Consider the following 15,337-nt stretch of genomic DNA (forward strand, 5'->3'; position numbering starts at 1 on the left):
CAACTAGGCTAGCTTGCCGCGAATGCGCAAGTTAGCCTATGCACTTTTAAAATGAGGCCATGCCATTGAAGCGTCCTTTCCCCTTTAGGTCTGCCGTGCTATTTCCTATGATATTGGGCTGGTTTGTCCTGCTCATCATACCCGGTATACTGTTTGTCTCTGACGCATCGCTATTTCCCTGGTTGTCTCTCGATTCCACAGCCGCCGAAACACTATTTTGGATCACTTCGACCGGAACGGCTCCCTATGGCGTAGCGACCGTGCTGTTAATATTATTCCTTAGCTATCGAAGACTGGAGCATTCAAGATTTTTTAGTCTGTTTCTCGCTATCTCACTGAGTATGTGTACCACACTCGGACTCAACCATTTCCTTAAGCCTTTCTTCAATGAGGCGCGCCCTAATGCGGTCTGGCTAGATCAACATAACCTGCTTAACACCGATAGTTTTTACACTCTTTCTAAAACGGAGCGCAAAATACAGATGATGGCGGCAGTCAATCAGGTTGAACACGCCAACACAGAGATCACCTTAGCGCCATTAGTTAAGCAACATTGGCAACACGAGATAGGATTTTCCTTTCCATCGGGGCACACACTATTTGCTATCACCTTGACCATGGTTGCCAGCTATTACCTCCTGATAGCAGGTAATATATGGATACCTGGTTTGCTCTTTTTCTGGAGTATTGCCATGGGATTCAGCCGAATGCTATTGGGAATGCACTGGACTCAAGATGTGCTCGCATCGACTCTACTCGGTGGAATAATCGGACTTATCAGTCTATTGGTTATTCACAAGGTATTTCCTTTTATCTGGTCAATTTCATCCAGGCTAGCACCACGACAGATAAAAGCGAATCAGTAGCCATGATGCCAAAGAGATAATACCAATCGCTATAAAGACTTCTCTTTGGCTAACCACGACTCGATAGAATGGGATATCATTAGCGACAAACATCTGGATTGATATCTTACTTACCTAAACACTAATGAGCTTCCTATGGCAGAACTGCAACTAGACAAAATTGATCTGGATATCTTACGCCTGCTGCAGAGTCAGGGGCGGCTCTCCAATCAGGAACTCGCCGAACGGGTAGGCTTATCGCCCTCCCCTTGCTCTCGCAGAGTAAAAGCCCTGGAAGAATCCGGTTTTATCTCAGGTTATGCCACCATACTCTCTGCCGAACATTTTAATCTGTCACTCACAGCTTATGTGCAGGTACGACTAGAGAAACACGCGAAAGAAATTCTGGAGTCTTTTGAGGCCAAGGTAAGCAGCTATGACGAGGTACAGGAATGCTGTCTGCTCACTGGCAGCGATGCCGATTATCAGCTAAAAGTGTTAGTTGAGGACATGAACCAGTTCAAACTCTTCTTACTCGATAAATTAACCACACATCCTCATATAGCCGGAGTCCATTCCAGCTTCGTATTGAAACAAGTGAAAAGCCAAACCAGCATTCCACTGCCCAAAATAGCTTAATTTGTCGCTTGTCGATCGCAAAAATGAATAAAGTTGAATACGCAATATTCTTGCGTATCGCACAGCGCAGACAACCACAAAGCAATATCATTTCAAAAAAACCGCCAAAATAGATCGGAATCACCAAACATTTATGAATTATCAGGATATACAATCTCAAATGTTGTTTTTTTTGATATAAACCTTCATTGACCAGCTAAAATAAAAGACTATGATGCGTCCTCATCAAAAAGTGAGAGATAAGCATGAGTTCCACAGACACTAACCATTTCAGTTCAAGACTAGGCTTTATCATGGCCGCCGCAGGCTCCGCCGTCGGTGTCGGTAATATCTGGGGCTTTCCGACGCAAGCCGCAACCCATGGCGGTGGCGCATTTCTCTTAGTCTATCTGGTACTTATAGTCATTTTAGGTTATCCCATGCTTGTCGCCGAGTTGATGATTGGTCGTCATGGCCAGACTAACCCAGCCGACGCAATGGGCAAGATAGGTACGGGTCCAGTAAGCCGAAACATAGGTAAACTGATTGGCTTCACCTCTATCGTTACCGCAACCCTTATCTGTACCTTCTACACCATATTATCCGGCTGGTTTGTCAGCTTTGCTCTAGCCCCAATAGCGAAAATATTCGGATTCTCACAGGCCTCCGTCTGGTTGATGGATTTCTCACTGTCGCGCAACTTAGTGTTTACCGCCATCTTCATATTAATGGTGATTTGGGTGATACGTCAGGGAGTACAACAGGGGATCGAGCGCTGGTCTAAACGTTTAATGCCTCTGCTGCTAGGCATCTTAGTCTTAGGCGTTGTCTACATACTGACTCTACCCGGCGCCATGACAGGGCTAGAGGTACTACTCGTTCCTGACTTTTCACAAATCTGGGATGGCGACGTGCTCGTCGGAGCTCTGGGACAGACATTCTTCTCATTGACCATAGGTACTGGTGCCATGATGGTCTATGGCGCTTACCTGAATGAAAAAGAGAACATAGCTAAGCTCACCGCCTATGTCACCCTAATGGACACAAGTGTGGCCTTCCTGGCCGCGCTGATGATCATTCCAGCCATGTATGTGGCGCAGCATAACGGCGTACAGATTTTCGCCGCAGATGGCAGCCTGCTGAATTCTGATACTCTAGTCTTCACCGTGCTACCTGCGTTATTCGATACCTTAGGTGGTAACCTGCAGTATATTTTAGCCTTGGTATTCTTCATCTTGATGACTATCGCAGGTCTGACATCGGCTATCTCTATCGTCGAGGTCCCCACCAGCTACCTGATGGAGAAGAGAGAGATCGGCCGCAACAAGGCAACCTACTTAATTGGCACCTTAATCATGGTGTTGTCATTGAGCCTAGTTTGGAATTTTGAGCAGTTATTTAGCTTTATGATCACCTTGACCACAGAGAGAGCTCAACCCCTCATCGCCCTGGGTATCGCCATCTATTTAGGCTGGGTATGGCAACGCAACGACCTACTTAAAGAGATCCAGGCTCAAGAGGGAGCTGATAGCAACAGTCTATTCTGGCGTCTATGGCCAATCTATGTGAAGTTTGTCTGCCCACTTCTGATCATTTTGATCATAGTGCAGCTATTTAATACTTAGGCCTACCTAGTAAACGACTCTCCATGTCGAATCATGTAGAGTCGTTACTCATCATTTCTAAGCCATTAAGTAGTCTAGTTTAAAACGAATGACAGCAGATGCAGTCTATGCCTGCTGTTGCTTCATTTTAATTTCACTCGAGCTAAAACTAGCTAGCGTAATGCTAAGTATATTGCTTCAGTATCATCTGCACCGCAGTATCCGAAATCAGGTCAATTTGCTGTTCATCGGGAAATTCAGCCCCCTGTATCAGCTGAGGCCAGAAACAAAACGCCTTGATCACCGCCATAAATTGCGTAACCACAAGTTCGGGGTGTTTGGTTTTAAGCACACCGGCATCCGCCGCCGCATAAAACCAACTCGTCAAGGGGGATTCCTGCTTACTGAACTCATTCATCGCATCCTGAATAAGCTCGGGAGAGTGAATAGCCTCGGCAATGATCACCTTGGCCATAGAGAGAAAGGCCTCAGATCTGAGTTGCGAAACTTCATGGGCAACTAACAGCCTAAGTTGATCTTCCAGTGAACCTTCAGTTGAAAAAGGCACATGTTCAAATGCACAAAGCAGCGACATCATCTCAACCATGATCGCGCTAAACAAGGCATCTTTATTAGAAAAATGATTGTAAACCGTACGCTTAGAGACTTCCGCTCCCTTGGCAATATCATCCATACTCGCCGATTGAAAGCCTTTCGCCTCAAACTCAGTCATGGCAGCCTGAATAATAGCTGCACGTTTTAACTCGGAGCGGGATATTTTTTTCTCTTGCATTTTCAGCTTCTTATTTCATTAAACTCAGATTACCAGCGACTATATTACACTAATCAGTTTACTTTTCAAAAACACAAAGTAAACTACACAGTATAGTTTACTTTCGTTAAACACCTTATTTATGAAACTAACGATAATAATCATCAGCTTACTCATAGGAGGCATTATGCTTGCCACTACACAGTCACAAACAGATTTATCTGAGACAGTTAATAGCCTAGCGCCGCACCATAATCTTGATGGTGGCTATATCAATACCGCTAAAGACTTCACTGAGAACACTGCGATTCTTCCATTGCTAAAACGCTATATCACCGAAGATCGCATCGATGCACTACCGAAAAATGCTATCCCCCTCATTGAGCAAACTGCACATTCACTCGAGCAACTACCACTCGAACAGGATAGCGTTATTCGACTCGGACACTCGAGCATTTTCATTCAAATCTCAGGACAAAGGTGGCTAATCGACCCGGTTTTCAGTGACAGAGCCTCTCCTTTCAGTTTTGCCGGACCAAAGCGCTTCCATCAACCCCCGATCAGTCTCGAATCTCTACCACACATTGATGGTGTGATGATCTCTCACGATCACTATGACCATCTGGATAAGCAAACAATCAAATTTTTAGCTAATAAAGTGAAGCATTTTGTTGTCCCTTAGGCGTAGATAAGCACTTAATAAAATGGGGAGTCCCGGCGACTCACATTCAGAGTCTGGATTGGTGGCAATCGGCCAATTTTGGCAAGGTGACATTAACCGCGACTCCGACCCAACACTTCTCAGGCCGTGGACTATTCGATAAAAATGAGACCTTATGGGCCTCATATGTCATAGAGTCAGAGACAAACAAACTCTTCTTTAGCGGAGATTCTGGCTATTTCGATGGCTTTAAACAGATAGGTGAACGATTTGGCCCATTCGATCTGGCCATGGTAGAAACAGGTGCCTATGACAAAGACTGGCCAACAATCCATATGACTCCAGAGCAAAGCCTGCAAGCCCATATAGACCTTAGAGGACATCAAATGATGCCGATCCACAATGGCACCTTCGATCTGGCCTTTCACAGCTGGTATGAACCTCTAGAGAAAATTGTAGAGCTGGCAGACGCTGCAGATGTAAAGTTGGTTACACCCGTTATGGGGCAAATAGTAGAAATTACAAAAACTAAACAGATAAGAGAAAGTCAGTACTGGTGGAGAACACAAATTCAAACAGAACTAAGCCTAGCTTTATAGGGTTAAGGATATCAAGTGCAATTATGCGCTATTAATATATTTCCACATAAGAATTAAAGCCTGTAAACTCAGTGTGATAGTCGATAGAAATCAGCTATCACTCTCTTATCAATGACGAAAAAGAGATAATACCTCAATTAATTTTACTCAGCTTTAGGGAAGAAACTAAGTGAAAGAAAAACGCACACGGCTCATCACAATGGTCACCATAATTGTGACTATTGTATTTTACTTTTTATGGCCTACCCCTCAAAAAGTACCGGCTCAGTCTAATGTGAGCGATATTGATACTGTGACCAACACAGTTAATGCATCAGAAGAGATGGATACTCACGCACCCAGCCTATCCGTCACCGATTATCAGCAGTGCAAGCAACTCATTAAAAATAACCGTGTTAAATCGGATAATTTTGGTCGTTCCCAAAACTGGAGTAAATACCTCAATGAGGGATACTCGATTGATGACATCACATCGGCAATCGATCACTTCTCAAACTCTAATTTCGCCGCCAGCTGGCGCGCTGAACAATTAAAACAACATTCAAAATTAGACCTGCAAGATGCAAACATAAGTGAAAAATTAAAGGATGAATTTCCTGAACTACCTGAATATTTCAAGATAACAACACGAGTACCCACACCAGTCTTAGAAAATATTGCCGATTTAACCGATAAAGCCGCATTACAACTTATTGAAATAACAGAGTTAAGTATTGATGATGTCGCTTGGTTAGTCGAACAGGAAGATATATCACAAAAAACCTTAACTGAAGCCATAAATAAATTAAATGATATTAACCAACTACTTGGCTACGGATTGATGGGGAAGGAAAAGCTATTATTGATTGATGTCGCAGCTTTTCACGGACAAGACAAAGTTGTCGCCGAGCTATTACAACAAAACGGTACACTGTCTAACGATGCTTATCTTGGCTCAACTATGGAGCATGCTTTAGCCAATTTATACTATGTACTAGCAAGTAATAACGAGGAGGATGCGATTATCAGTCAGGTTAATATTATTGAACAACTACAAGGCCTAAATGCACCCGCCTTCTTCGATACACAAACAGATCAATCAGTATCAGGCTCCTTCCCGCGAAACTCTTATCATTTTACTGAAGAACAACTCACCTCGCTGATAACTCACTATCAGCTAGACCTAACGCAAATACAAGCTAGAAAAAGGTTACCTTTCGACCCTGATGCAAAACTGATCGTTAGACTCACGCAAGAGCGAGACCTATTACTTGAGAAAGAGGCTTCACCAGAACAATTACTTTCCTGCCAAGCTAGAATTTCTAAAATCGATAAAGAATGGCAACCAAAAACGCTTAACTATTATACTGCTCAGCTAGAAAATGAGAATAGAGCAGTGAATGCGAGCAACCTTCACAATATCGATCCAGTATTAGCACAATGTTCTATGAACCGCCAAGAAATGGCTCTCCCACTTTCCCACCCAAGAAATAAAGAACTAGAATCTAAGGTTTTTGGTAAGAAACTGCGTAACAATAAAATTTTTGAAGTAATAAAAATCATTGAATCCGCTAATTTAACAGAGGCACAGCTGCGCTGGTTTTTCTATCAAATCCTCCCATGGGATGCCAGTTATTATCAAGCTTTGCAAAGTAGTCAACTTAGGCAGGAGCAGATAGATTTTACGTTACTGATGATGTTTGGAGGAAATAACTCAACTTATTTCGAAGAGTTACACATCAATGGACTCGATATTACAGGAAGGGATCACACAGGAAAGACGCTTATTTATCATAGCATCGAGAGACGTAAATTAGATTTACTCCGTTATTTAGTCAGCCAAAGGAGTGACTATCATGATAACCCTATCGGCACAGACCCTTTATACTTAGTAATAGATTCAAGCTATTACTTCAATCCAAATGAAGTATTGGATTACCTAGAGGTATTGATGCAACTCTCGCCACCTGTACACGACTACCATAAAAGAGCATTAGCACTGCTACGACTCAAGTATCCTGAGCTCTACAGCCAAATATCAGCACGCTTTGGCGAATTAAAGATAACAGAGGACACCCCCTTACCTCAGGCGAGCTGTTACGGTAACAATCTTAACTCGGGGTAAGCAAAAAGGTTAACGGATAAAAAATGCCAGTAAGTCTAACTTACTGGCATTCGATTACGGATTATTTTGACCAATATTAGATCTAATTCAATACTTCTTCCAAGGCTTTAAGACAAAGCGCTACATTCTCTCTTCTAGCACCAAAGCCCATCAAGCCTATGCGCCATGCTTTACCTGCTAAGGCGCCGAGGCCGGCGCCAATTTCGAGGTTATAATTTTCCAACAGCTGCTTACGCACTGCGGCATCATCGACTCCTTCCGGAATATAGACGGTATTGAGCTGAGGCAGACGGCAAGTCTCTTCGACCACGAACTTAAGCCCTAATCCCTCGAGTCCTTGTCTGAGCACCTGGTGCATATCGGCGTGACGTTGCCACGAAGCCGCTAAGCCTTCTTTGGCCAGCAAGCGCAGTGACTCATGCAGGGCATAAAGCGCGTTAACAGGCGCCGTATGATGATAACTGCGTTTGACACTGTTATCGGCGGTACCACTCCAATAGCCCATGACCAAGGTTTGATCCAAAAACCAGCTCTGCACTGGGGTGGTGCGACTCTTAATCTTCTCAACCGCAGCCGGAGAAAATGACACTGGCGACAACCCTGGTACACAAGAGAGACACTTCTGGCTGCCGGCATAGATGGCATCTATGCCCCACTCATCGACCCTAAGCTCGACGCCGCCCACTGAGGTTACGGCATCGACTATAGATAAACAATTATACTGCTTCGCCAGAGCACACAAGGTTTTAGCATCAGACAGTGCACCTGTAGAGGTTTCTGCGTGAACGAAAGCAAGAAACTTAGCATCCGGATGCGCCTTTAATGCCGCCTCGACATCGGCAGGACTGACCGCTTCTCCCCACTCATTATCGACTACCACAGCCGTGGCTCCAACACGCTCGACATTTTGGCGCATACGCTCACCAAACACGCCGTTGCGACAAACAATTACCTTCTCACCCGCCTCAACCAAGTTAACGAAGCAAGTTTCCATGCCGGCACTACCCGGCGCCGACACGGCTAAGGTCATCTCATTCTTAGTCTGGAAGGCATACTGAATAAGCGCCTTAAGCTCGTCCATCATGGCAATAAACAGAGGATCTAAATGACCGATAGTGGGGCGAGCTTGAGCGGCTAATACTTCAGGATAGACATCGGAGGGACCTGGCCCCATCAAGATTCTACGCGGGGGATTAAACGCATCGATACTAGGTGCTGCTAACATATAACTTCCTCGAAAAATCCTTCTCAATATACCAATCGGTATAAGAAAGTGACCACACCTTTATACCGATTGGTATTAAAGGTAATGGTTAACTAATTGATTAGTACCTAGTCTTAAGACCACATACTCATTCCCTACGTATTAAATCATCTAGCGTCACTTTGACTATAGTGAAGCGATTCATGTGCCTTATGGCATCTTATTTTCTATCTATACCTATAAACAATGGACTAAAGACTAATGCTTGATATCCAAATTCAAACCAGCGTTTAAAAGGTAACATAAAAAAGGACGCATATGCGTCCTCTATTTTATTCGCTATTAGAGCGAAGTATTTCGAGCCAAGCAAGCCTAAGGCTAATCACGCTCTTAATCTCGATTATCTAAGAAGAGCTTATAAGCCGGACTCTGGGTCTCTTCATGATAGACGAAGCCCAGCTCGGTTAAGAACTGCTGGAATGCCAGGTTATCGGACTCGGGAACCTCGAAGCCAGCCAAGACGCGACCAAAGGCGGCGCCATGGTTTCGATAGTGAAACAGACTGATATTCCACTTACTCTGCAGGGTCGTCAGAAACTTAAACAAGGCGCCAGGATGCTCGGGAAACTCGAAACTGAACAGGCGCTCATCGAGCTTCTCCGGCGGATGCCCGCCCACCATATAGCGCACATGTAATTTCGCCGTCTCATCATGGGAGAGATCTTGCACCTCGAAGCCATCATTCTCCAATCTTGCAATGATCTTATCCAGCTCGATCTGACCTTCCGATAGACGGATCCCGGCGAAAACTACTGCCTTATCCCGACTGCTGAAGCGATAATTAAACTCAGTCATCACACGCTTTTCTAACAGTTCACAGAAGCGCAGGAAGATCCCCGGACGTTCAGGGACTTTAACCGCCAGAATAGCCTCTTTTTTCTCCCCAAGCTCACAGCGCTCGGAGATATATCTCAGGCTATGAAAGTTCACATTAGCGCCACTGAGAATGGCGGCCACTTTCTCGCCCTGACCGGCATCACCCATATATTTCTTCAGGCCAGCCAGAGCCAGGGCTCCTGCAGGCTCCGCTATGGCGCGAGTATCTTCGAAGATATCTTTCACCGCGGCGCAGATCTCATCCGAGCTAACGGTTATCACATCATCGACATATTCCCGGGCAAGCCTAAATGGCTCGGCACCAATCTGCTTAACGGCAACGCCATCGGCAAACAAGCCGACCTGAGGTAAAATAACCCGCTCATCGGCCTCTAATGCCGCCTTTAAACAGGCAGAATCTTCCGGCTCGACGCCAATAATTTTAACCTGAGGCATAACAGCCTTATAAAACGCGGCAATACCGGCGATCAGACCGCCACCACCCACAGGGACAAAGACAATTTCTAAGTCTCTTTGTTGCTGCAGCATCTCCTGGGCAATGGTGCCCTGTCCGGCAATCACTGCCTCATCATCGAATGGCGCCACATAGACGCGACCATCTGCAGCCGCAAGCTCCTGAGCATAAGTATTAGCCTGATCGAACGCCTGGCCGTAAAGTACCACCTCACCGCCGAGACGCCTGACCGCATCGACCTTGATATCCGGAGTCGTTTCCGGCATCACAATCACCGCACTGATACCACGGGCGGCGGCCGACATTGCCACACCCTGAGCATGATTGCCCGCAGACGCACACACCACACCACGCCGACACTCATCGGCTGTGAGTTCAGAGATCTTGTTATAGGCACCACGCAGCTTAAATGAGTGCACAGGCTGCATATCTTCGCGCTTGAGGAACACCTGACAGCCCAAGCGGGCCGACAGCTTATTCAAACTAGAGAGTGGCGTGACTTTGGCCACATCATAGACAGAAGACAATAAGGTCTTCTGCAAATAATAGTGAGCCAGATCTAACTTAGATTTTGAGGCTAATGCCAACATATTAATCCTCCAGCATGGTGACATCTCTCACCGCGCCTTTATCGGCACTGGTCGCAAGCAAGGCATAAGCCTTGAGTGCCAGAGATACGGAGCGTTCACGACCCACAGGCTTCCAGGCTTGCTTACCACGCCCTTCCATTGCTGTACGACGAGCCGCTAATTCAGTATCGCTGATAGCGAGTTTGATCGAGCGCGCCGGAATATCGATTTCAATTCTGTCACCGGTCTCAACCAGACCTATGGTGCCACCAGCCGCAGCTTCTGGCGAAACATGGCCGATAGACAGGCCGGAAGTGCCGCCGGAGAAACGACCATCAGTGATAAGCGCACACGCCTTACCCAGGCCGCGAGACTTAAGGTAACTGGTTGGATAAAGCATCTCCTGCATACCCGGGCCACCTTTAGGGCCTTCGTAGCGAATAACGACCACGTCACCCGCAACCACTTTACCGCCCAAGATAGCGGCAACGGCATCGTCCTGACTCTCAAACACACGGGCAGAGCCGATGAAGATATGATTCTCTTCATCCACACCTGCAGTTTTGACGATACAACCATCGATGGCAATATTGCCGGAAAGCACTGCTAGGCCACCTTCTTGGCTAAAAGCAAATTCACGCTTACGGATACAACCGCCTTCGCGGTCATCATCAACACTATCCCAGCGACAACTTTGGCTGAAGGCCTTAGTGGTTGGGATGCCCGCAGGTCCTGCCGAGAAAAACTTATGTACCGCTTCATCTTTACTCTGAGCTATATCCCATTTGGCCAGCACGTCTTTCAAGCTTGCCCCTGCCACATGATAGGCATCATTATGAATGAGACCTGCCCGGTCAAGCTCGCCTAAGATCCCCATCACGCCGCCGGCGCGATGCACATCTTCCATATGATACTTGGGAGTCGAAGGTGCCACCTTACACAAATGAGGCACCAGGCGGGACAACCTGTCGATATCAGCCATGGTAAAATCAACTTTTCCCTCATAGGCCGAGGCTAATAGATGCAATACCGTGTTGCTGGAGCCGCCCATAGCGATATCTAAGGTCATGGCATTCTCGAATGCCTTGAAGTTAGCGATATTGCGTGGCAAAGCAGACTCATCATCATGCTTGTAGTAACGGGTAGCCAAGTCCATGATACGGCGACCCGCCTCTAAGAAGAGCTCGCGTCTATCGGAGTGAGTGGCAAGCATAGAGCCATTACCCGGCAAAGACAGGCCTAAGGCTTCGGTCAAGCAATTCATCGAGTTAGCGGTGAACATACCGGAACATGAACCACAGGTAGGGCAGGCGCTACGCTCAATCTTCTCGCTATCTTCGTCCGAGACCCGATCGTCCGCCCCCGCCACCATGGCATCCACCAGATCCAGCTTGATGATGTTACCCGAAAGCTTAGTCTTACCCGCTTCCATAGGGCCACCAGAGACGAAAATTACCGGAATATTTAGGCGAAGAGCCGCCATCATCATGCCAGGAGTAATCTTGTCACAATTGGAAATACACACCAAGGCATCGGCGCAGTGGGCATTGACCATATACTCGACGCTGTCGGCAATAAGCTCACGAGAAGGTAGGCTATAGAGCATGCCACCGTGACCCATGGCGATACCGTCATCTACCGCGATAGTATTAAACTCTTTGGCGATTCCGCCCGCTTCTTCTATGGCGCCAGCGACTAACGAGCCCATATCTTTGAGATGCACATGACCGGGAACAAATTGCGTGAATGAGTTGGAAATCGCAATAATTGGCTTACCGAAATCACTATCTTTGACGCCGGTAGCACGCCATAGGGCGCGAGCTCCGGCCATGTTACGACCTTCGGTACTGGTAGCTGAACGTAATTTAGGCATTGCGATTGTCCTTATTGAGAAGGTTCGAGGTGCTAGTTCCTAGTTCCTAGGAGCCCTCTGCTGTTACCTTTCTAGTTAATTCTCAAACCTAAGAATGAATGCATCTTAAGTGTCTTTATTCTTTGTCTTTCCTATGACCTAGCTCCTAGGTCATAAAACCTAGGGCCTTCTTTTAAAGCACTTCTAACCAACCCCACTTGTCTTCGGTCTCACCGGTAAACAGGCCAAAGAAGCTTTCCTGTATCGACTTAGTGATGGGACCACGCTTCCCTGCACCGACATCAATTCTGTCGACGCTACGCACAGGCACTATTTCAGCCGCGGTGCCAGTCATAAATATCTCATCGGCGAGATAGAGGAACTCACGAGACATGGCCTCTTCAACCACTTCATAACCCTTCTCTCGAGCCAAAATGATGATGCTATCTCGGGTCAAACCCATCAAAATAGCAGCGGTTGCTGGCGGTGTATAGATTTTACCTTTCTTGACCACGAACAGGTTAGCGCCAGCACCTTCGCTGACCAAACCATTCACATCGAGGGCTATACCCTCATCGAAGCCGTTACGCTTAGCTTCGGTCGAGATCTGAATCGATGACAAGTAGTTACCACCAGCCTTAGCGCCAGTAGGTATGGTATTGGGTGCCAGACGATTCCATGAGCTCACAGCCACATCGACCCCAGCTTCCATACTGTCTTCACCTAGATAGGCGCCCCAGGGGAATGCTGCAACCATGACATCACACACGGCATCTTTAGGCGGGGTTATCCCCATGCCTACATCACCATAGAAGGCCAGCGGACGAATGTAGGCACTCTTGAGACCATTCTTCTGCACGCTGTCACGACAGGCCAGCATAATCTCATCATGTATATAGGGAATTGGCATGCGATAAATCTTAGCCGAATCGAACAGACGCTGAACATGATCGGTTAAGCGAAATCCCGCCGGGCCCAGATGAGTATCATAGACACGGATCCCTTCGAAGACAGAAGAGCCATAATGTAAGCCGTGAGACATTACATGTACCTTGGCATCACCCCAAGGCATTATCTCACCATTGAACCATATAAACTCTGCTTTCTTCGCGGTCATCTCTATTTCCTCACTCTACTTTCAATATTCACTACAACAGGCGTTAACTGTTTACTTTGTTATTATCGCTAATCTAATAATCTGCCGTCAGTATCTATAGGCCTTAAGCATGTACCCGACAATCGACAACATCGAAAAGCTTATCTAGCTGATTAGTCAGCAGCTCGATGGCCCGCTCACCTTCGACATGCATAGCGAGCCCAACACCTTGCTCACCTTCTAACTGCATATCCATCTTGGTCACTTTAAAGCCCCTATGGCGTACCACTCTCAATACACGCTCTAGTACTTCAGGCTGCTGCACTAAGGTTAAGCTCAATTGATAACTCATCTCTACTCCCTATCCACTTGTTCTTTCCTGCACTAGGCTTTAAGTCTGTTTGTCCATCTCTTCCATCATGTCGCGATTACAGGCCCCCGGGGGACGAGTGGCCAAACATTGTGAGCATCATCAATCCTCACATGCAGCAGGTATGGGCCTTCGCAATTCACCAGATGATCTAACGCTTCTTCTACTTGATCTGTGGTGGTAATGGTGCGACCGGGAATATCGAATGCCGATGCCAAGGTGACAAAATCCGGGTTATCGGACAGGTCAGTCTCGCTGTAACGCTCCTCGAAGAAGAGCTGCTGCCACTGCTTCACCATGCCTAACTTCTGGTTATCTATCAGCAAGATTTTAACCGCCAATTTACGGCGTTTGATGGTGGTGAGTTCCTGCACATTCATCATAAATGAGCCATCGCCTGAGACGACCACTACGGTTGCATCGGGACGGGACACCTTAGCGCCGATGCCGGCAGGAAGGCCGAATCCCATAGTCCCCAGACCTGAGCTGGACAGGTGATCTTCAGGATTACGGAACCACATATGCTGGGCCACCCACATCTGGTGCTGACCAACATCACAAGTCACCACGCTATCTTCCGGCAGTTTAGCGGCTAAGCGGTTCAACATGGCAGGGGCGAATATTAGCTCACCGGGGCGATCGTATTTCCACGTATGCTCGGCTTTCAGTTGCTCAACCTCTTCGCGCCAGGGAGCAATAGCCAACTCGGTCGCCAATGCGGGCAACACCTGACGTAGATCGCCAGCAATGGCGACTTCCGGCAGGCGTAACTTACCGAGCTCCGCCGCATCGATATCTAAATGAATCACCTTGGCATGTTCGGCAAAGGTCGCTAGACGGCCGGTAACCCGATCATCGAAACGAGCGCCAACCACGATTAACAAGTCACACTCCTGAACGGCAATATTGGCCGCCTTGGAGCCATGCATGCCTAACATGCCCAGATAACCCGACGTCTCTTTCTCAATGGTACCCAGACCCTTTAGTGTTGCCACTGAGGGCACACCCGTCAGCTGGATAAATTCACGTAATTGAGGAACGGCTCTTGCCATACCTACGCCGCCTCCTACATAGAGCATAGGTTTATGGGCTTGCTTAAGCAGAGTCAAAGCATCATCAAGTTTACTAGCATCAGCTTGAGGCTGAGGATACTTCTCCTGTTTGGGAGTAGAGTACTCAAACATAGCAATTTGGATATCCTTAGGAATATCCACCAGCACTGGACCCGGACGCCCCGAAGCCGCTATCTCGAACGCCTTATACAGGGTGGGGACCAGCTGTTCTATTTCGGTCACCATGAAGCTGTGCTTGGTACACGACAACGACATGCCCAAGACATCGATTTCCTGAAAAGCATCGGTGCCAATCACGGCGGTAGAGACCTGACCTGTGATGGCGACAACAGGCACGGAGTCGAGCAAGGCATCGGCCAATGAGGTCACCAAATTGGTAGCCCCGGGACCCGACGTCGCGAAACACACTCCAGTCTTGCCTGTCGCGCGGGCATAACCTAAGGCTGCAAATGCGGCTCCTTGCTCGTGACGACTCAGAAGGTGTTCCACTGGCGCACCGTAAAGCGCATCATAAATCGGCATGATAGCGCCGCCGGGGTAACCAAAAATATTCGTTACCCCATGGTCGACTAACACCTTGATCACGGCATCGGCGCCGCGCATCATCTGCCCACTATCC

Annotated in this window: 12 protein-coding genes and 1 pseudogene; 6 read left to right on the forward strand and 7 right to left on the reverse strand. The window is 47.2% G+C overall.

The genetic code is table 11. The features are described from left to right. Nucleotides 1–59 precede the first annotated feature (59 nt). The 3 genes from FM037_RS25280 to FM037_RS25290 all read left to right on the forward strand — a co-directional run bounded on the left by FM037_RS25280 (nt 60) and on the right by FM037_RS25290 (nt 3,088). Nucleotides 60–866, forward strand: a complete 807-nt coding sequence (locus FM037_RS25280) for a phosphatase PAP2 family protein (protein ID WP_229381020.1) — start codon at nt 60–62, stop codon at nt 864–866. 135 nt (nt 867–1,001) lie between these two features. Beyond that, nucleotides 1,002–1,484, forward strand: a complete 483-nt coding sequence (locus tag FM037_RS25285; protein WP_144048271.1) for an Lrp/AsnC family transcriptional regulator — start codon at nt 1,002–1,004, stop codon at nt 1,482–1,484. 245 nt (nt 1,485–1,729) lie between these two features. Beyond that, the gene (locus tag FM037_RS25290; RefSeq protein WP_144048272.1) at nt 1,730–3,088 is read left to right on the forward strand and encodes a sodium-dependent transporter; all 1,359 of its coding nucleotides are present in this window, start codon (nt 1,730–1,732) and stop codon (nt 3,086–3,088) included. Nucleotides 3,089–3,251: 163 nt separating this feature from the next. Here the strand turns inward: FM037_RS25290 and FM037_RS25295 are convergent, their stop codons facing one another. Further along, nucleotides 3,252–3,860: a TetR/AcrR family transcriptional regulator gene (locus tag FM037_RS25295; RefSeq protein ID WP_144048273.1), complete on the reverse strand. Its 609-nt coding sequence runs from the start codon at nt 3,858–3,860 to the stop codon at nt 3,252–3,254. A 166-nt stretch (nt 3,861–4,026) separates the two neighbouring features. Between FM037_RS25295 and FM037_RS30235 the strand changes: the two genes are divergently transcribed. The 3 genes from FM037_RS30235 to FM037_RS25305 all read left to right on the forward strand — a co-directional run bounded on the left by FM037_RS30235 (nt 4,027) and on the right by FM037_RS25305 (nt 7,203). Continuing rightward, on the forward strand, nt 4,027–4,521 hold the full coding sequence (locus tag FM037_RS30235; RefSeq protein ID WP_324617100.1) for an MBL fold metallo-hydrolase: 495 nt from the start codon (nt 4,027–4,029) through the stop codon (nt 4,519–4,521). A 44-nt stretch (nt 4,522–4,565) separates the two neighbouring features. Then, nucleotides 4,566–5,099: an MBL fold metallo-hydrolase gene (locus FM037_RS30240; RefSeq protein WP_324617143.1), complete on the forward strand. Its 534-nt coding sequence runs from the start codon at nt 4,566–4,568 to the stop codon at nt 5,097–5,099. A gap of 169 nt (nt 5,100–5,268) precedes the next feature. Further along, entirely contained in the window at nt 5,269–7,203 is a 1,935-nt protein-coding gene (locus FM037_RS25305) for a hypothetical protein (protein ID WP_144048274.1), read from the forward strand. 82 nt (nt 7,204–7,285) lie between these two features. Here FM037_RS25305 and FM037_RS25310 read toward each other — a convergent pair whose 3' ends face one another. The 6 genes and pseudogenes from FM037_RS25310 to ilvG all read right to left on the reverse strand — a co-directional run bounded on the left by FM037_RS25310 (nt 7,286) and on the right by ilvG (nt 15,321). Then, nucleotides 7,286–8,428, reverse strand: a complete 1,143-nt coding sequence (locus FM037_RS25310; RefSeq protein ID WP_144048275.1) for a pyridoxal-phosphate-dependent aminotransferase family protein — start codon at nt 8,426–8,428, stop codon at nt 7,286–7,288. Nucleotides 8,429–8,797: 369 nt separating this feature from the next. Further along, on the reverse strand, nt 8,798–10,348 hold the full coding sequence (ilvA, locus tag FM037_RS25315; protein ID WP_144048276.1) for a threonine ammonia-lyase, biosynthetic: 1,551 nt from the start codon (nt 10,346–10,348) through the stop codon (nt 8,798–8,800). Between the two features lies 1 nt (nt 10,349). After that, entirely contained in the window at nt 10,350–12,200 is a 1,851-nt protein-coding gene (gene ilvD / locus FM037_RS25320; RefSeq protein ID WP_144048277.1) for a dihydroxy-acid dehydratase, read from the reverse strand. A 172-nt stretch (nt 12,201–12,372) separates the two neighbouring features. After that, on the reverse strand, nt 12,373–13,296 hold the full coding sequence (locus tag FM037_RS25325; protein WP_144048278.1) for a branched-chain amino acid transaminase: 924 nt from the start codon (nt 13,294–13,296) through the stop codon (nt 12,373–12,375). A gap of 103 nt (nt 13,297–13,399) precedes the next feature. Continuing rightward, nucleotides 13,400–13,627: an acetolactate synthase 2 small subunit gene (gene ilvM, locus FM037_RS25330; RefSeq protein WP_144048279.1), complete on the reverse strand. Its 228-nt coding sequence runs from the start codon at nt 13,625–13,627 to the stop codon at nt 13,400–13,402. Between the two features lie 39 nt (nt 13,628–13,666). Beyond that, nucleotides 13,667–15,321: pseudogene (gene ilvG, locus FM037_RS25335) on the reverse strand (acetolactate synthase 2 catalytic subunit). Between the last annotated feature and the right edge of the window lie 16 nt (nt 15,322–15,337).

It is taken from the genome of Shewanella psychropiezotolerans, from assembly GCF_007197555.1.
GTDB lineage: Bacteria > Pseudomonadota > Gammaproteobacteria > Enterobacterales > Shewanellaceae > Shewanella > Shewanella psychropiezotolerans.